Source organism: Dyadobacter sp. HNCC25DJ187, assembly GCF_056895255.1.
In genome coordinates this window covers 695,231-713,968 of record NZ_JBXHAT010000001.1, presented here as the reverse complement: position 1 = coordinate 713,968, position 18,738 = coordinate 695,231, and the positions used below count along the sequence as shown (strand labels likewise).

14 protein-coding genes are annotated in these 18,738 nt (G+C 41.6%); 7 read left to right on the top strand and 7 right to left on the bottom strand.

Annotated features, from left to right (window positions below; genetic code table 11):
- Positions 1–569 precede the first annotated feature (569 nt).
- From AC1XUE_RS02890 to AC1XUE_RS02880, 3 genes are read left to right on the top strand one after another with little or no spacing between them, the layout of a single operon-like run.
- Entirely contained in the window at positions 570–1,793 is a 1,224-nt protein-coding gene (locus tag AC1XUE_RS02890; protein ID WP_483354424.1) for an RsmB/NOP family class I SAM-dependent RNA methyltransferase, read from the top strand.
- Positions 1,794–1,840: 47 nt separating this feature from the next.
- Complete coding sequence (locus AC1XUE_RS02885) at positions 1,841–3,964, top strand: Tex family protein (protein ID WP_483354423.1); 2,124 nt, start codon at positions 1,841–1,843, stop codon at positions 3,962–3,964.
- A 30-nt stretch (positions 3,965–3,994) separates the two neighbouring features.
- Positions 3,995–4,447 (top strand): SRPBCC family protein, encoded by a 453-nt coding sequence (locus tag AC1XUE_RS02880; protein WP_483354422.1) that lies wholly within the window; start codon positions 3,995–3,997, stop codon positions 4,445–4,447.
- A gap of 54 nt (positions 4,448–4,501) precedes the next feature.
- Here the strand turns inward: AC1XUE_RS02880 and AC1XUE_RS02875 are convergent, their stop codons facing one another.
- The 5 genes from AC1XUE_RS02875 to AC1XUE_RS02855 all read right to left on the bottom strand — a co-directional run bounded on the left by AC1XUE_RS02875 (position 4,502) and on the right by AC1XUE_RS02855 (position 9,968).
- Positions 4,502–4,948, bottom strand: coding sequence for an SRPBCC domain-containing protein (locus tag AC1XUE_RS02875; RefSeq protein WP_483354421.1), 447 nt, complete (start codon positions 4,946–4,948; stop codon positions 4,502–4,504).
- Between the two features lie 663 nt (positions 4,949–5,611).
- On the bottom strand, positions 5,612–6,262 hold the full coding sequence (locus AC1XUE_RS02870) for an NAD(P)-dependent oxidoreductase (RefSeq protein ID WP_483354420.1): 651 nt from the start codon (positions 6,260–6,262) through the stop codon (positions 5,612–5,614).
- A gap of 28 nt (positions 6,263–6,290) precedes the next feature.
- Positions 6,291–6,701: an Rrf2 family transcriptional regulator gene (locus AC1XUE_RS02865; RefSeq protein ID WP_483354419.1), complete on the bottom strand. Its 411-nt coding sequence runs from the start codon at positions 6,699–6,701 to the stop codon at positions 6,291–6,293.
- Between the two features lie 620 nt (positions 6,702–7,321).
- Positions 7,322–7,732 carry a DoxX family membrane protein gene (locus tag AC1XUE_RS02860; protein WP_483354418.1) on the bottom strand — a complete coding sequence of 137 codons (411 nt, stop codon included), beginning with the start codon at positions 7,730–7,732 and terminating at the stop codon, positions 7,322–7,324.
- 28 nt (positions 7,733–7,760) lie between these two features.
- Positions 7,761–9,968, bottom strand: a complete 2,208-nt coding sequence (locus tag AC1XUE_RS02855) for a T9SS type B sorting domain-containing protein (RefSeq protein ID WP_483354417.1) — start codon at positions 9,966–9,968, stop codon at positions 7,761–7,763.
- Positions 9,969–10,032: 64 nt separating this feature from the next.
- On the opposite strand from AC1XUE_RS02855, the gene rlmD reads away from it, so the two are divergent.
- Complete coding sequence (gene rlmD / locus AC1XUE_RS02850; RefSeq protein WP_483354416.1) at positions 10,033–11,436, top strand: 23S rRNA (uracil(1939)-C(5))-methyltransferase RlmD; 1,404 nt, start codon at positions 10,033–10,035, stop codon at positions 11,434–11,436.
- A 75-nt stretch (positions 11,437–11,511) separates the two neighbouring features.
- On the opposite strand, the gene dnaB is transcribed toward rlmD, so the two are convergent.
- Positions 11,512–13,122, bottom strand: coding sequence for a replicative DNA helicase (dnaB, locus tag AC1XUE_RS02845; RefSeq protein WP_483354415.1), 1,611 nt, complete (start codon positions 13,120–13,122; stop codon positions 11,512–11,514).
- A 235-nt stretch (positions 13,123–13,357) separates the two neighbouring features.
- Here dnaB and AC1XUE_RS02840 point away from each other — a divergent pair, with 235 nt between their 5' ends.
- The 3 genes from AC1XUE_RS02840 to AC1XUE_RS02830 are packed head-to-tail and all read left to right on the top strand — an operon-like array spanning position 13,358 to position 17,634.
- Complete coding sequence (locus AC1XUE_RS02840; RefSeq protein WP_483354414.1) at positions 13,358–14,308, top strand: PhoH family protein; 951 nt, start codon at positions 13,358–13,360, stop codon at positions 14,306–14,308.
- Positions 14,289–15,578 carry a M43 family zinc metalloprotease gene (locus AC1XUE_RS02835; RefSeq protein WP_483354413.1) on the top strand — a complete coding sequence of 430 codons (1,290 nt, stop codon included), beginning with the start codon at positions 14,289–14,291 and terminating at the stop codon, positions 15,576–15,578. Before AC1XUE_RS02840 ends, AC1XUE_RS02835 begins: the two co-directional genes overlap by 20 nt.
- 4 nt (positions 15,579–15,582) lie before the next feature.
- Positions 15,583–17,634: a ComEC/Rec2 family competence protein gene (locus tag AC1XUE_RS02830; protein ID WP_483354412.1), complete on the top strand. Its 2,052-nt coding sequence runs from the start codon at positions 15,583–15,585 to the stop codon at positions 17,632–17,634.
- On the opposite strand, the gene AC1XUE_RS02825 is transcribed toward AC1XUE_RS02830, so the two are convergent.
- Positions 17,616–18,734 (bottom strand): DUF922 domain-containing protein, encoded by a 1,119-nt coding sequence (locus tag AC1XUE_RS02825; protein WP_483354411.1) that lies wholly within the window; start codon positions 18,732–18,734, stop codon positions 17,616–17,618. The two genes, AC1XUE_RS02830 and AC1XUE_RS02825, sit on opposite strands and share 19 nt — an antisense overlap.
- Between the last annotated feature and the right edge of the window lie 4 nt (positions 18,735–18,738).

Genomic DNA, 18,738 nt, shown 5'->3' with positions numbered 1-18,738 from the left:
TGTAAGTGAGTCAGGTATTTTGCGTGGCTTAAATATTTGAAAATTTATGTTTTTGCAAATCTCAATAATTGCATTGATTGACTTTAAATTATTCCTACTATATAACTTGTGATCTTTCAGAAGCCATTTCTAACGATGATAGAAAAAATTATTGGTGATAGAAATATAATTTTTTAAAGCTTCATGTTGTATTTTGTATTGCTTGCACTTAATTTTATTCAAAATCATGCTATTATATAATGTGCAATATACAACAGATGTTCTGATTATACTAAAACTGAATTATTTCAAGATAAGTTGAATAGCGCATCTTATCAGATTCTAATATCGCGACGATGAACTTGATACATAACCAGGACTGCCCGAGATCTATTAGCTGGTATTCTGCCTAAGGACTGCACTATGATTTTAGCGATGATAAGATAAGAATAAGCCGTGAGCATTATGGACCTGTAAAATAGGTGGCCTGATACGATTTTGATTCATTTTCAAATCTTAGGATATTTTTTGGCGACCTTTGTCCCTCATACGATTTTAAATGTTTTAGAATACTGATAATCATCAATCAATTGAAAATACACAGAGGACTGTCAGAAGCGGTAGTAAACAGCCTGAGAGATATATTTGTAAAGGAAAAACAAGCCGATCGGGTCGTAGAGCAGGTTTTAAAATCCAATAAAAGGTGGGGTGCAAGAGACCGGGCTTTTATTGCCGAAAACGTCTATGAGATAGTCCGTTGGTGGAGATTGGTGAAGTATGTTGCGGGCATTCCTCGTGCTACTGAAACAGAAGAATTCTGGATTCTTTTCGGCTGCTGGCAGATTATCAAGCCATACAGACTTCAGCTATCTTCCAATATTGACTTACCGGAATGGGAGGAGTTCTCCTCTATCAGCAAAGACGATGTTCTAAGTCTATACCACCAGGGAATGGCTGTAAGGAAAATAGCAGAGTCGATTCCGGACTGGCTGGATGAGATAGGTGAGAAAGAACTTGGTAAGGAATGGGAAAAAGAGCTGCATGCTTTGAATAACCAGGCACCTTTGGTTTTGCGTGTAAATACTTTAAAAAGCGACAAAGCGCAATTATGTGATATTCTGGGAGAGGAAAATGTAGAGATACTTCCCGGCGTTGAAGATGCTATCGTCTTGAAAAAAAGGCAAAACATCGGCAGTATGGAGGTATTTAAGAATGGTTTGTTGGAGGTACAGGATGCAGGTTCTCAGCTCATCGCACCCTATCTGGACGTGAAACCGGAAATGAGTGTGATCGATGCATGCGCCGGGGCAGGCGGTAAAACGCTCCATCTGGCGGCACTGATGAAAAATACCGGATCCATTCTTTCTATGGACATCGAATCCCATAAGTTGACAGAACTGAAAAGAAGGGCTTTCCGAAATGGCATTACGAATCTTGATACTATGATTATAGAGTCAGATGAGGTAATAAATAAACTGAGAGAAACAGCTGACAGACTCCTGCTGGACGTACCATGCTCGGGCCTTGGGGTGCTGAGAAGAAATCCTGATAGCAAATGGAAATTAAAGCCCACTTTTTTGGAATCGATCCGTCAGGTACAATGGCATATTCTCAGTACCTATTCTGGAATGGTGAAGCCGGGAGGGAAAATGGTATATGCGACATGTAGTATATTGCCATCGGAGTCGGAAGATCAGGTGAAATGCTTCATGAAAAAGTATGGATCTCATTGGAAGTTTGTTTCTGAGCACAGGACGAGTGTAGCCAAGGATGGATTCGACGGATTTTACATGGCACTTTTACAAAAGAAGTGAAACGGCAGAAACTGACCGTAAAATTAATCTTAACAGATAGTTTCAGCATGAATTTTAATCTTATAGCAAAACAGGCGTCGGTTTCGGAAAAGCAGGCGCGTAATACGATACAACTTTTTGAAGAGGGTGCTACGTTACCTTTTATTGCCAGATATAGAAAGGAAGCGACAGGTGGTCTGGATGAAGTGTTGATAGGTGCTGTTAAGGAGGCGTGGCAGCGGCAGCAAGAGGTAGAGAAGCGTAGAGAAGCCATTTTGAAGGCTATTGGTGAACAGGGTAAGTTGACTCCAGAGCTTAAAAGCAAGATTGAATCTCTGTTTTCGATGGTGGAATTGGAAGATATTTATTTGCCATACAAACAGAAAAGAAAGACTCGGGCATCCATCGCGATTGAGAAAGGTTTGGAACCGCTAGCAAGAGTCATTTTTACAGGAAAAGAAGCTGATCCGGAAAAGGGTGCGAAGGATTTTGTGAAGGGAGAAGTCGATTCCGTCGATGCCGCTCTGCAGGGAGCCAGAGATATTATTGCCGAATGGATTAACGAAAACCAGGATGCGCGTGTAAGAATGCGTAGCATGTTTCAAAAAAATGCAATTGTCACTTCTAAGGTTAAGAAAAAAAAGCAGGAAGAAGGTGTTAAATATCGTGATTACTTTGACTTCTCTGAGGCACTTGCGAAAATACCGTCACATAGATTGCTTGCGCTTCGAAGGGGTGAAGAAGAGGGAATTTTGAGCATTGATATTTCTCCCGATGAAGATCAGGCTTTGGAAAGTCTGGACAGGTTGTTTGTCCGTGGAACGGACCCCTGCAAAGATCAATTAGAACTGGCCATTGAAGATGCTTATAAAAGACTGCTTAAGCCTTCCATTGAAAACGAGTTTGCGAACATTTCGAAGGAAAAAGCCGATGTAGCTGCCATTATGATCTTCAGTGAGAATCTGAGACAACTATTGTTAGCTTCGCCATTGGGGCAGAAAAATGTCATTGCGATTGACCCGGGTTATCGTACGGGCTGTAAAGTAGTCGTACTGGATAACCAGGGAAATTTGCTGACAGACAAGGTAATCTATCCTTTTGATCGCGCTCAGGATGCTGCAGATCATATTGCTTCCATGATTGAAAGATATAAGATAGAAGCAATTGCCGTTGGTAACGGAACAGCAGGGCGTGAGACCGAAGAATTTATAAAAAAATTACTAAACACATTAAAACTGACTGATCAGATAGGATTATTTATGGTCAGTGAACAAGGTGCATCTATATACTCTGCTTCAGAAGTGGCGCGGGAAGAGTTTCCCGATAAGGATGTGACCGTCCGCGGATCAGTTTCTATTGGCAGAAGGCTGATGGATCCATTGGCTGAGTTGGTGAAAATTGACCCCAAATCAATAGGAGTGGGACAGTATCAACATGATGTGGATCCGAATTTACTGCGGAATGCTTTGGATACAGTCGTAGAAAGTTGCGTAAATTCTGTAGGAGTAAATCTTAATACTGCCAGTAAGCATTTACTGCGGTATGTTTCCGGGCTGGGACCGGCTTTGGCGCAAAATATTGTTGATTTCAGATCGAAAAACGGAAATTTCAAATCAAGACAACAATTATTAAAAGTGCCGCGCCTGGGAGCAAAAGCATTTGAGCAGGCTGCTGGATTTTTACGAATTGAAAATGGGACTAATCCATTGGATAACAGCGCTGTTCATCCTGAAAGTTATGCATTAGTTGAGCAAATGGCTAAGGATGTAAATGCCGGTGTAAAGGATTTATTACAAAAGGCTGAATTAAGAAAGCAATTAGCGCCTTCGAAGTATGTGACAGAATCAGTTGGCCTGCCTACATTGCAGGACATTTTGAAGGAACTGGAAAAGCCTTCTCGAGATCCCAGAGCGGAATTTAAGAAATTTGAATTCGATAGTGCGGTTCGCAAACCGGAGGATTTGAAGGTTGGTATGATTTTGCAGGGTATTGTCACAAACATCACTGCTTTCGGTGCTTTTGTGGACATCGGTGTGAAGCAGGACGGACTGGTGCATCTTTCGCAATTGGCTGATAAGTATGTAAAAGATCCTAATGAAGTGGTACGCTTACAACAGGTGGTTCAGGTGAAAGTAACTGAGGTGGATCTGAGCAGGAAACGGATCGGATTAAGTATGAAGGGAGGGGCATAAACTACCGTAACATTTTAGATTCAAAATACTGTGGAAGAACTATATTTCAAGCAGGAATTGTCCGTATCTCTTGAAGATGCCTGGGCCTTTTTCTCTAATCCTGCTAATCTGAAGGAGATTACGCCGGCTCATATGGATTTTAGGGTAACTTCCAGCTATCATGGAAATCATATTTATGCCGGTCAGATTATAAGATATACAGTAAAACCAATTCTGGGAATACCTCTTAGCTGGTGTACGGAGATAACACACGTTGAACCGCTCAAATACTTCATTGATGAACAACGATTCGGGCCTTACGCTTTCTGGCATCATCAACACCATTTTAAAGAAACCGATGCTGGCGTTTTAATGGAAGACATTCTTACCTACAAGGTTCCATTAGGGCCAATTGGTGATATAATGAATGCCTTGATGGTCAGACGCGAGGTAAATGAAATTTTTTCATATCGAAAACGTATTCTTTCCGAAAGATTCGGGTGAGAAATATAGAATAAAAGGTCTGGTAGGTAATTTTCGCTTACCAGACCTTTTGCTTTAACGGGTTGCATGACCTGTTTTTTCAGTCATGGATTTAATCTTTTTAGCAACTGCCATCCAGTTCTCCTCAGCCCTGACCACTTCCTCGTCAGTTTCAAGATTATCCTGTGTGATAGTAAGTGTGGATTCGTCTTCGTAGTGTGATATATGATAAGTCACATGCGAATAGTTATCTTCGTAATCATCAGTACCCGACATCGAGCTCCAGTAACTGTAACTAAGTACACGTTCTGGCTTGACTTCAAGCACCGTTCCCTTATCTATATAAGACTTTCCCTGCCATTCACCGGTAAAGGTGATAGGGCTTCCAACATGCCAGTCTGACTCTGCTTTGGTACCATGCAAGTACTGACTAATTAGTGATGGTTCTACGAGTGTTTCCCAAATTTCTGACGGGGTTGCATGAATGGCTGTGGACGTGGTCGCAACAAGTTTTCTGTTCATATTCATTCCGATGATGGTGACGTAGTAAATCTAGAAAAATCGTGCCATAGCGGCCTGCATACAGTGACAACAATATGTAAGTATATCGCCATTCTTAGATGTACTGAATATACCCCTGTATCGGTACCGTGCTCAATCTTATTGTCAGCTGTATTTATTAGATTAATTCAATTATTACGATTGGTAAAATCTCTTATGCATAGTGGTGAAAAATGCATTCTTATCGAATACTACTTTGTTTGACTGCGATATAGTGTGGAATTTAATACGGTATGGAAATAGCTGAATTCAAAAATGCGGATGAATAATAGCGGAAGACAAAAGTTTAGCAAATTACTGGAATTTTGATTGTAGCGATAAGTAAGTCACTCGGAAGGAATGTGTATTGGCTATAGGATATTCGGTATGAGTAAATTAAGCAAGGACCTTATAGTCAATTAAAGAATATAACAATGAAAAAGGCAAAATAGGTGTTGCTCATATTTTTAATTGATTGATATTCAGTATAAACATATAAGAATTTACTATACTTTTTAGAATATTAAAAGTATAGTAAATTCTAGTCATATAAAAAGTTTAATACTTTTTATATGAATTATTGGTTTGATAAGGTTTTATACTTTTAGTTTTTATTGACAATACTTCTTATATCAAAATGTATTGTTAGTATGATACAGTAAACCTTTTTCTGATAAACTGCGGTTTCTCGACTTCATCTGCTATAGCTACGGCGAGGTCTTCCACGGAGATGATACTTTTCCCTTTTTCATCCACTACAGGATTATCCAGTCCGGTTCGATACTCACCCTTCCTCACACCTGATGTTCCAGGATGCATTTCAATTGCCGGACTTAAAAAAGTCCAATCCAGTTCTTTTTCCTCCTTCAATATATTCAGATAGTCTCTGGCCGAAGTAGCTCCCGCTTTATAAGCCTCGGGAAAGTGAGGTGTATCTACAAGTTGCACGCCCGGAGCCACTTCCAGGCTGCCTGCTCCTCCTACTACCAAAAGCCGCTTCACACCCGATGATTTGACTGCTGCCTGAATTGTTTGAGAGCCTTTCAGGAATGCGTTGTAAAGATCCGGATTGGTCCATCCTGCATTGTATGTGCTCACTACTGCATCGTGACCTTTCAGAAGTTCACCTAAGGCATTCTCATCAGCCACATCTGCTTCAACAGCAGTAACAAGGCTTGTTGTATTGATTTTAGAAACATTTCTGGCTATGGCTGTTACCAGATGTCCGCGACTGGTTAATTCAGATAATACATGAGCTCCGACAAATCCGGTTGCTCCGATAATGGCAATTTTCATTTTATTGTAGTTTATATGACTTGAACGATTAATTGAATTTTTCACAGAACTCGGAGAGTGTCATTTGCGCCAAACTGTGGGTCAGCGCTTTTTCAGCGTCTTCATATAGGGAATCAAGATGTTGATCGATCTGTCTGCCTACGGGACATTCGGGGTTGGGCTTGTTGGAAGCCTTACCAAGAAAACCAGCTTCTCTCACAGATGCGTACACATCTGCCATCCGAATGGTAGATGCATCCAGCGCCAGCTGCGAACCACCAGCCTTACCTTCCTTACTTATTACAAACCCTTTTTCACGAAGATTGACAAGCTCTTTTCGAACGAGAACAGGATTAATATTAATGCTGCCAGCCAAAAAATCAGACGATATCCACTCGCCTTCGAACTTAGCCAGGAGAGTCAGGATATGCACTGAGATCGCAAACTTTCCAGTATTCATACTGTAATTATTTTTGTTACAGTATGAATACAATTTAGATAAAAATTAAGTTCTCATATAAGTACCTTTTTTGTGGAAAATGATTCTGAAAGGCTCCTGGTTCATAACTGAAATATGTGTTGCTTCAATTGCATAAGAGACGGAATGTTGCAAAACAATGGATGTAGGAAGAATCGGCTTTCTCCGGCAGTTGACCAGATAATGTCATTAATTCATCCTAAAGGCTAAGGTTAGCCAAAAATTTCTCCTGAAATCAGGGAAGTAATATTTGGCAATTCGGCTATATCTGAAGGGAGACAGTAGTGAAATGGTGAGCAACTATATCAATGGTTTTCCAATAAAGATGTCACTACCAGGTTTTGCTATACTGTATATAATTGATAAACAACTTTATATCTATATATATAATATTGAGCTAATTATACATTATATACTTTTAATATTTATAATACTTTCTATTATTATAGATTTGATTAAATGTATAAATAAATTTACTAATAATACTTTTAATACATAAAAAAAATATTAAAAGTATGTAGTTTTCTGTATTTTTAAACCTATCATATAGTATTGAAAGTCTAATACTATATAATAGGTTTAAATTTTTGGTTAGCCTATTCTTACTTTAATTTCAACATATGATCCACGGATATGAAGTTGTGCGAATCAGTAAAGCAGAGCAGCGTGGAGAAGAACGCAGCATGAATAAGTTGACTTGGGATGGCTCCCCAATCTTCTTGCATGGAAGTACCGAAGATTAGCAATATCATGACTATACTGCCGGTGATTAGAGCTTGTTTTGTAAATAGGCCGATCAGCAGCAATACACCTATCAAAAATTCAGCAATTGGAAGGGCATAACTGAAAGGAGTTACCAACGCGGAGGGTAGAAGCGTGTTCTCAAATTTGGTCAGCATCCAAGTGCTGAATCCTTCCAGTTTAGGTAGTCTGACAAGGCCATGTCCGAACATACTCATAGCTATTGCGCTACGGGCCATGAAAAATCCCCAATGGGTCGATGAGTTTGACATAACACAGGTTTTTTGGATTTGTTTATCACTATTTAATGATGGTAACTCCACCTTTGAATGTTTTGGCAGTATATTCGATTAGATAATAATAGTGTCCTGCACTCAAGTCTGTAGGGCACCAGTTATTACCTAACTGATTTGTGAAATAAACTTGTTTTCCCCAACGGTTGAATACAATGATCTGCTTAAACTGATTTTCACAATTCCCCGCCGGTAGGTTATTAAGAACAAGGCAATCGTTCTTACCATCATTATTTGGCGTAATCACATTAGGAATTTCCGGCATGTCAAAGCTGTCATCTGTGTTAATAGTGAGTTCCACCGTAGTGGTGTCCGATGCAGATGCGCAGTTTTTATCCTGTGTTATAAAATCGATTATAAACACTCTGCTATTTTCTCCCTGCATCACTTCGCAACCAGGCGACCAGCTGTATGGGCTTATCAGTGATCCTGTGCCCGACATGTGGTCGAAAGTCATGCCCATTTTATTCATATCGAACCCCCTTCCTGTTGCGGTTAGTGTGATTGTATTGGTGTCAGGATCCATCGCTGTCACATTAAATTGAATTAAAGCGGATTTTCCAACATAGTGAGACATGATCTGTGCCGGAAGGTCTGTCGAAACTGCTGGAGGGTTATTGGGAGACTCCTGCACTACGAAATAAATGGGTTTGGATACTGTAAATGGATTGCCTTCACAGCGCATGTCTTCGAGCATAAAGTGAACGGTAAGTGTGTCACCTTCCCGCGCATGGCAGGGTGGAGCCCACGAAAAATTCTGCTGCACTGCTTCTTTTCCCGATATTATTGGAAAGCTCATACCCATATTGGTAAGATTAAAATCCTGACCACGTGCATGTAGCTTCAGATCATCTTTGTCCGTGTCCTTGCCGAACACAGTAAAATGGACGGGTTGCCCAACGATGACATTCACATAATCCGCGGGCAGTGAAGTCGTAATGGCAGGCGGATTGTTAATGCTGTTTTCCCGGCGGATGTAAATCGTCAATGTATCCATAAGAGGGGTAGGACAGCTTGCATCTTCAGCGACAAGTTCCAGGCGTATCGGGCGGTTGTCATAGGTTACAAAGCAATCGTCCAGACAAACCTCAAAACGCATGGTATCTTTGGATGTCGTGGTTGTAAACTCAGCAGGAAGTAGGCTGAAATAATCTTTGTTATTATTTAATGCTCGTCCCCGTACTCTGATTTTATCATGAATGGAAGGATCAACAACCATTACTTCCAGGCAATTCGGATCATTTTTCTTCAAAGTGATCACTTCGTTTCCCAAGTAAAACTGGCTTTTCCCGGCTGGTCGGTAGAGGAGGGAAGGAGCTTCCATTTTGGGGCAGTCTACTACTTTGAGTTGGAAATCTCTGGTGAGCGAACCAATTTTCACCTTATTTCTGTACTCATCCACCTGAACGGCAAATACATATAGCCCGGTTGCGCCGGGAGTCACGGACAACATTCCGGTTTGACTGTTCACGGAGAGCGGCTGTGGACCGGGAATTACGTTGGATATGGAGATACCATCTACAAATGTGAGTCTGGGAAAGTTGGATGATCCGCGACCCGGAGCGCTGGGCTGGTCTTTGGTTGAAAATCCCTGCATAGGAGTAATGAGCGTATATACCAGGCTGTCTCCATCGGCATCTGTACCACCAAAATCGAATTTAAACGGAGTATTTACGCAGGCATAGTCCTCTTGAACAATGGGAAATACCGGAGAAGAATTAGAAAATAAAGAATTATTCTGTGAAAGGGGCGGGAACTCCAGGTAAAACAAACTACCGGCATCCCCGGGATCTCTGATATTGGTAATCGTTCCGTTTCGACAGCATCTGTCCCATGTCATGTAATAACCCTGAGGGTCCGAAAAGCTTTCAGGATTAATCATTACGTCGGAGGCATAGGTGATCATGAAAGTTTGCAAATCCGATATTACACAGGAAGGATTGGTGTAACTGACCAATTTTCGTTCTATTTTTGGAGTTTGAAGATAGGCAACGGCTGCATTGTCACGTTTACGGAAGATGTAAATGACTGCGGTCGGATCTTCAGCATCCGGATTTCCGTTTTTGGCATCAAAGTACATCGTAAGTCCTATGCGATAATTGTACACCGAATTTTTGTTTTCGGTAATAAACAATTGACCGCCAACAATATGAGTTGCCAGGATGTTTGAAGAGGGTAGGAGGATCAGAAATAATAGAATCAACTGATTTTTCATGGCCAGTAAGAAGGAGTAAAGATTTTCCGGATAGCTTTCGGGTTAGGTTATATTAATAAAAAGAATGTCGAAGAATAATAAGTATCAGCACGTTGAAATTACTGATTTCGCAGCAGAAGGCAAATGTATATTTAAATCAGAAGACGGAGTCATATTTGTTGAAGGTAATGTAGCTCCCGGAGATATCGTGGATCTCGAAGTGGTAAGGACTAAAAAAAAGCTGAAAGAAGCGATTGTTACAAAAATCCACTCCAAGTCCTCTCTTCGTACGGATCCATATTGCCTGCATCATCTTGTATGTGGGGGGTGTAAGTGGCAACATATTGCATATGAACATCAGCTTCGTTTCAAGCGTCAGCAGGTGGTAGATCATTTCGAGAGAATCGGCCATATCAAAAATGTGACAATTAATGAGATCAAGGCGGCACCATCTACAGAGTATTATCGTAATAAATTAGAATTTACTTTTTCCAACTGGCGCTGGCTGACGAAGGATGAAATGAATTCAGGTGAACAGTTCACCAAAAATGCGTTGGGTTTTCACGTTCCTAAAAGGTTCGATAAAATATTTACAGTAAACCATTGCCATCTGCAACCTGACCCTTCCAATACCATAAGAAACTCCCTGCACCATTTTGGAGAGCTTCATGGCATCTCTTATTATGACGTACGTTTCAATGTAGGCACGCTTCGCAATGTGATTATCCGTACAGCCAATTCTGGCGACATCATGGTGATCGTTCAATTTGGTGCTCAGGATGACGAAGCGATAGCGAAAGTAATGGAATACATGCATAAAACGCATCCTGAAATCACCTCGCTCAACTATATTGTAAACCTGAAAGGGAACGATTCCTACCAGGATCAGGAAGTAATTCATTATGCCGGAGACAAGACAATCCGTGAAACAATGGAAGATCTGACTTTTTTAGTAGGGCCGAAGTCTTTTTATCAAACGAACTCCGCACAGGCTTATACCCTGTTTGATATTACAAGAGAGTATGCAGGGCTTACTGGTAATGAGTCGGTGTATGACTTATATACAGGTACAGGAACGATTGCGAATTTTGTAGCAAGAAGGGCTAAAAAAGTGGTAGGCGTAGAATACGTAGAAGCTGCTGTTGCGGATGCGCGTATCAACTCACAGATCAATGGTATCACTAACACCTCTTTTTATGCAGGTGATATGCGGCACATCATGAATGATGACTTTCTGAAAAAACATGGCAGACCTGATGTAATCATCACAGATCCTCCGCGGGCAGGTATGGATCAGCCAGTCGTAGAAACTATACTTAAAGCAGCTCCGGATCGAATTGTATATGTAAGCTGTAATACTGCAACCCAAGCGCGTGACCTGGCTTTAATGTCCAATGATTATGCAGTGGTGAAGGTGCAACCGGTGGATATGTTTCCAAACACGCATCACGTAGAGAATATAGCGCTTCTGGAGAAGAGGACTAATTGATAGCATAGGAAGAAGGGCAGGGGATTGCGTTATCGTTACCCATGCCCTTACCCCTCTGCCCCATCCCCATCACCATCAGAACGGTGGCTCATCATTAGGCCCTTTATAGTCGAAATTACTAAGGTCGTTGGCGCGGCTACGCAACGTCCCGCTTGCTGCAGGGGAAGATGCACTTTCAAAAGAAGCTATAGGATTACTTGTCACGATCGGGCGATCCACGGCATAGGGTGCTGGTGCAAACTGCGCATCCAGATCTGCAAATTTGGTGTATTTTCCTATGAATCTTAACTGAATAGTATCAAGGGAACCAGCCCTGTTTTTTGCAAGAATGACTTCACCTACACCCGCCACTGAATTTCCGGCCTCATCTTCGGTAATACCATAATATTCTGGTCTGTATAGAAATATAACCATATCAGCATCCTGCTCAATAGATCCCGATTCCCTTAAATCTGATAGTTGGGGTCGTTTTTCTCCGCCACGTGTTTCCACTGCACGGCTCAGCTGAGAAAGAGCAATAACAGGTACGTCCAATTCTTTGGCCAAATTTTTCAATGAGCGTGAAATCATCGCAATTTCCTGCTCACGGTTGCCCGCGCTTTTTCCACCTGTATCTCCGGTCATCAGCTGCAGGTAGTCGATCACGATCATTTGTATGTCGTGCTGTGCTTTTAATCTTCTGCATTTGGCACGCAACTCCAAAATACTCAGAGCAGGGGTATCGTCGATATAAATCGGTGCATTGGTTAGCTTATGAATACGATGATGCAGTTGCTCCCATTCGTGAGGTGCAAGGCTCCCTTTTCTAATTTTTTCACTATCAATTTCGGCTTCAGCAGATATAAGTCTGTTTACCAGCTGAACGGATGACATTTCCAGAGAGAAAATGGCCACCGGAATATTAAAGTCAACCGCTGCGTTACGTAAAGATGAAACAACAAATGCCGTTTTCCCCATACCCGGGCGAGCTGCCAGAATCATTAATTCTGTTTTTTGCCAGCCGGATGTGAGTCGGTCCAGTGCGCTGAAACCAGAAGGAACTCCGGTAAGGCCGTCTGTATTATTTTTCTTCTGATCCAATTCTTCCAAAGCCTGACGCATCAGTGCACCCATATCGGAATAGTTCTTTTTGATATTGGACTCAGATATCTGAAAGAGAGATTGTTCAGTCTTGTCAAGTAGGCGAAAAACGTCAGTGGTATCTTCAAAAGCATCTCTTAATATCTCAGAAGATATTTTAATGAGCTCTCTTTTGATGGCAGCCTGAGAAATAATCCGCGCATGAAATTCTATGTTGGCAGCAGAATTGACTTTTGACGTCAATTCCATAATATACGCTGCGCCTCCTATCATTTCCAGCTCTCCGGTACTACGAAGCTTACTGGTTACAGTAAGCATATCGATAGGTTCAGAATCAGCAAAAAGTGTAATAATAGCACTGTAGATCCGCTGATGTGATTCTTTATAGAAACTGTCGGGTTTGAGAATGTCGGCTACATCTGTAAGTGCATCTTTTTCTATCATCAATGCTCCCAGAATAGCCTCTTCCACATCTATAGCCTGGGGAGGGAGTTTTCCGAAATTCTGGTCATTACTACCCAATCTGGCAGGACCAGGTTTGCGTGATGAACCAGCTTGGCGGGAAGCGTTTTTAGAATAGTTGTTTGCTGAATTATTGTTTTCCATGTTATCACAAAATTACGCATAACGATGCACCGAGAAAAGGAGAACCCGACAAGTATTTTTTTGAGTCAGATATATAAAATGGAAGGTCTGATAATGAATCAGTTGTCAATATAATTTCTCAATGCCCATATTTGCTTCTCGTTCGTGAGTCCATGTGAAGAACTCAATTGTGGCAAATCTTGGTTATTATTACTAAATTTTAGACATTTAATAAATCACTAAACCAAATACTCATTTGCTGGAAAAAATCATCACTCTCGAGGACATTTCAATGGTCGATTTTCTTGGAATACATAATTCTAATATCAAGGAAGTTGCAACCGCTTTTCCGGGAAGTAAAATAATTTCAAGAGGTAACGAAATCAGGATACAGGGTACCGCTCCGGAGATCATGCGTATCACCGATGTTATGGACTCGTTGATCGCACATTACCAGAAATATGGAAAGATAACTACTGAAAATGTCAAGATTTATCTGAACGGAGTTACGCTTCCTACGAATGCTAAAAATGCTGAGGATGAAGATGACGTTATCATCTATGGTAACAAAGGGCTTGTCATCAAAGCAAAGACGGCTAATCAAAGACTATTAGTGGAACGTGCTTCCAAATTTGATCTGGTTTTTGCAGTGGGTCCTGCCGGAACCGGGAAGACTTACACGGCAGTGGCGATTGCGGTGAAGGCTTTGAAAAACAAGGAAGTAAGGAAAATTATCATTACACGGCCAGCTGTTGAAGCAGGAGAAAATCTTGGTTTTTTGCCTGGAGATCTGAAGGAGAAAATTGATCCATATCTGCGGCCGATCTATGATGCGCTGGATGATATGATCGCTCCTGAAAAACTGAAATTGTATCTGGAATCACGTGTGATAGAGATTGCACCTCTGGCCTATATGCGGGGAAGGACATTGAATAACGCATTTATTTTGCTGGATGAGGCACAAAACACGACGCCAATGCAAATGAAAATGTTCCTGACCAGAATGGGGCCAAGTTCGAAGGCAATCATTACAGGTGACAAATCTCAGATAGATTTGCCTAAAAATTTAAAATCAGGGTTGATCGATTCTATTCAGATTTTGAAAGGAATTAAAGGAATCAGTTTTGTTGAGCTGGATGGTTCCGATGTGGTTCGTCACCGCCTTGTTCGCGATATATTGGCAGCCTATGAAAAATCGGAGTCGTAGTAGATTACTGACAATTCTGTTGTCAGCGCTCTGTGCCGCTCCTTTGGTAGCGCAGCAATCAGAACCATTTCTGAAACGCTGCGCTATTGATTATATTGATTCAGTCCGTATTCGTAACAATCCGTCTCTGCTTCATGTCAGAGAAAAAACGGAAGAAGCAATTCAGAATCATTTATACCAAAAAACTACTAATTTTCGGGTTGCGGCTGATGTACTCGTGACAATACCCGTGGTGGTACACATCGTACATAACCGTCGTGATGGTCAGATTGGCGGTGTCAATAACAGTAACATTTCAGACGAACAGATTGAAAGTCAGATTGAAACGCTGAATGAAGACTACAGCAATTCTTCTGGTTATCAGGGATTTTATACAGGAACACATGCTGTGGACACAGGAATACGGTTCAGGCTTGCAGGTGTCGTCAGAACGTATGATGCGAGACAGTCCTTCAATGTTCTGACGTCAGATAAAGAGCTTGCCAAAGCCTCGCCACCCTGGGCTACCAACAAATACCTGAATATCTGGGTATGTGAGCTTTCCACGGAATATTTGGGCATTGCGCAAAGTCCTACGGTTACTGAAATCAATCCGCAAACGAATGGACTTACCACAAGTGAAGATGAGGCGTTTGATCCTTTAACGGATGGTGTCATTATTGGCTGGCGTTACTTTGGACGAAACCAGCCAGCCAACACCAGTAGCTTTTATCATCTGGGCAGGACTACCACACACGAGATAGGACACTGGCTGGGATTGCTGCATATCTGGGGACGATCCATATGTGGTACTGACTTTTGCGAAGATACACCGAGAGCGGAAACTTCATATTTACCTGCAACTCCTGTTTGTGGTGAGGTATATTCCAATTGTGAAGGCAGCCCTTCACGCAACATGATTGAGAATTATATGGATTATTCTCCTGATCGTTGTATGAGTATTTTTACAAATGATCAGAAAAAGAGAATGCATGCCGTATTGGCTGTGAGCCCGAGACGAGCCCAGTTGGTTGCTTATGCCACCAGTACGGAAAATCAACTCTCGGTTGAGGTGTATCCCAATCCTGTAGGAGACTATCTTCATGCAAATGTTTATACGCCCGACTATGCTGATTTTCACCTCAGTATATTCAACGACAAGGGAATCCAAATAATAGGTGAAACATACAATCAGACTTATATCAACATGAAAAACTTACCCACCGGTGTTTACATCCTTCGTGTAACCAGTGGTAATCAAACTGTAAGTAAACGTTTATTAGTCAGATGAAAACATGCTTTCACGTATACCTTTTGTCAGTATTGTCCTGAGTTTCATGACAGGTATTCTTGGTGGAGAATACTTACTTCCCGGATCGTTAGCGCCGCTGATCATATTGACATTAGCGACAATTGTTTTACTGCTTGTGCTCACTATCAACGTAGCCTGGAAGAAGCAACCGAGCGGAATCTCCCATGTTATTTTTTTCATGATTTCAGGCGCACTTGCTGTTTGTTTTCAAAACAATGGTTTACATCAGAATGAGCAAATTTTCGTAAATCAAAAATGTGAAGCATATACAGCCATCATCGGTTCATTACCTGAGAAACGTACAAAGAATCTGCGTTATGAGGTACGCATTGATCGGTTTAAATCAGCCGGTCGCTGGCAAAATTGTGATATCAGAGCGCTGGTAAGTATACCACTGGATGCAGATCTGGTTCCGCAGCCCGGCAACCGTATTTTGATCGCCGGGTCGCCTGATCATCCTTCTCCGCCACTCAATCCCGATGAATTTGACTATCCCCGCTATTTAAGGAATAAAGGAATATTATGGGTGGACTATTTAAGGGCTGACACATACCAGATTACAGAGACCAATAATGCGCTGTCAAAATTGAGCAGCTGGAGCTTTTCCATGTCCGGCTGGGCTGATCAGGTTTTCAGAAGGCAAATTAAAGATGATGATTCTTATGGTTTGGTAAAAGCTATGCTGCTGGGAAGAAGAGATGATCTGCGGTCGGAGCAAGTCGACAACTATACTATTTCCGGTACGGTACATATTTTATCGGTGTCGGGCATGCATGTCGCCATTATTTTCCTGGTTCTGAGCAAGTTGTTTGGCTGGGTTAAAAAGTTACGCGGGGGGCGTGTGGTTTATTTGATGTTCATCGTATCTAGCATTGGCTTCTATGCCCTTGTTACAGGTTTACCTCCGTCCGTTCAGCGTGCTACGTTGATGTGTATTATTTTTGTCGTAGCCGAAACATTCAGTCGAAAGCAGCAGTCCGTCAATACATTGTCAATTTCCGCTCTGTTCATTCTGGCTGTGGATCCGCATGCCATATTCGATATCGGTTTTCAGCTATCATTTCTGGCTATGACGGGCATTTTTCTTTTCTATAAACCCATGGCTGACATCTGGCAACCATCGAATCGTATAAGTGGTTTTATTTGGGAAATTACAATACTATCATTTGCTGCACAATTAGCCACTTTTCCCTTGAGTCTTTATTATTTTCATCAGTTCCCGACTTACTTCTGGCTGGTTAATCCTTTTGTCATCTTCTTTACCAATATCCTTTTGCCTGCATCCATGGTGTTATTGCTGGTAAGTATGTTTGCTATTCCCTGGCTGCAATATTTACCTGATCAGATCGTCCATTTTTCAGCTTATCTGACCAACATCTCAGTAGCTGTACCTAAGCAACTTCCCGGCTACGTACTTAAAAGTCTGTATCTGGATCAAATTGAGGTTGTGATGCTGTATGTGATCCTGTTTGTAATCTGGTACTCATGGGAAACAAGACGGTTGAAGATATTCAAATATAGCCTCGCTCTTACAGCCATTTTTGTGTCTTATTCTGTTTCAAAAAGTATTCAGCATTTTTATTCTCCGGCTGCAGTTATTCATTCGGTTCCGAAATACAGCGTATTAAGTTTCAGAAACGGAGATCAACTTTATATTTTAAGCGACAGCACCTTTGCAGACGACCAGGATGCATACAATTTTCGAATAGCCAATTACGCCATAAATCACGGTGTATTGAACAACGTATATCTTTCCCGGTCAGCAAATCACCCAAGTTACCGGATGTATAGCCATGGTGAGATTGTGATGTGGAAAGGTAAGTCTTTTTTAAGGGGTACATTTACGTCTAATCCCAATATCGATTACCAGGTCGTAACAAACGCTATACCTCGCGGGGATGTGTCTTCTGAGTCCCTCGTTATGCTGGGAGGAGAAATCCGTAACAGGAATGCAGACCGCTGGAGAAACTATCTATCAAACAACCATATTTCTTTTCACGATCTTTCAAAAGGAGCCTATTGTGTACCAGAATAAATACCGGTTATTTCATCTGTTATCTTTTTGTCCCAGGCTGCCTGTGCAGATGCATTTAAGCCATGACCGGTCTCCCCATCATATGCTTCCTGCTCACGATTCATTTCTCTGTAGGTTTCAAGAAATTGATATTGAATTTCGCTGTCGAAATCGTCTATTGTAAGTTCTGCTTTGATGAGATTTTTCTTAAATCTTTCAACCACAATGCGGGTTACGTCAAAATGTAACTGTTCGTGTCGGAGTGTACCGGCATTCCGGGAATCGGGACGGCCCCACGACATGCTTTTGACCATGAAAATTTTAAGACCTATCTCCACAACGAGATCATCACCTTTGGGATAAGACTTACCTTCGTATGCAAAACTGGTAAAAACAGCCGCCGCATATCTGCTTCCCGGCTTGCTGCTCTGCCCACGGAAATCCGCCCAGATAAGCGGTCGCGCTGGATCGTAGAATACAGTATCTCTGTCATTTTTGTTTCTGATTTCTTTGAAAACCAATACCAGATTTCTCGCAAGTGAAGGCGTTTTGCCTACATTGGTATTCATCCAGTTATTAAAATGAACAAGTGTCTGATTGAGAATCTGTTCCGCTATTTTTTCATAGTAAGGATCGTTTTCCGGACGTGTGTAATTCGCAGATGTCTGAAAACTGGTAAGCTCAACAGGCTGCATATTCCTATACCATCGGAAAGATACATTTAACGTGATTTCTCCTGTTACTTTATTGGGGCCAGCCTTTTTTTCAGTTAATCTGAAATCCTTAATCGTAATGTAGAGTGGCAGATAAGTCTCCTTGTTTTGAGGAGCAGTGAATGACCAGTGTGCAGCCAGTTCTTTGTCTGCAGCCGATGCAAAGGTCAGGGGCGATTCCTGACCTCCGCTTATCACTCTACCTATTCCTGATCCGGGTGATTTGCGTTTGTCTTCCACTTCCTGTACAAAAAATTTGTAGGATTTGAGCAGGGCAGGGGATTGTCGTGGTATTTTTAGTGTAACCCTGTTTGTCTGAGAAAAAACGAATCCATGAAACAGCACCAGCAGTACTGGTATGAGCAGCATTTTAATTCGTAATAGTAATGTATATTGAATCCAAATCATCCTT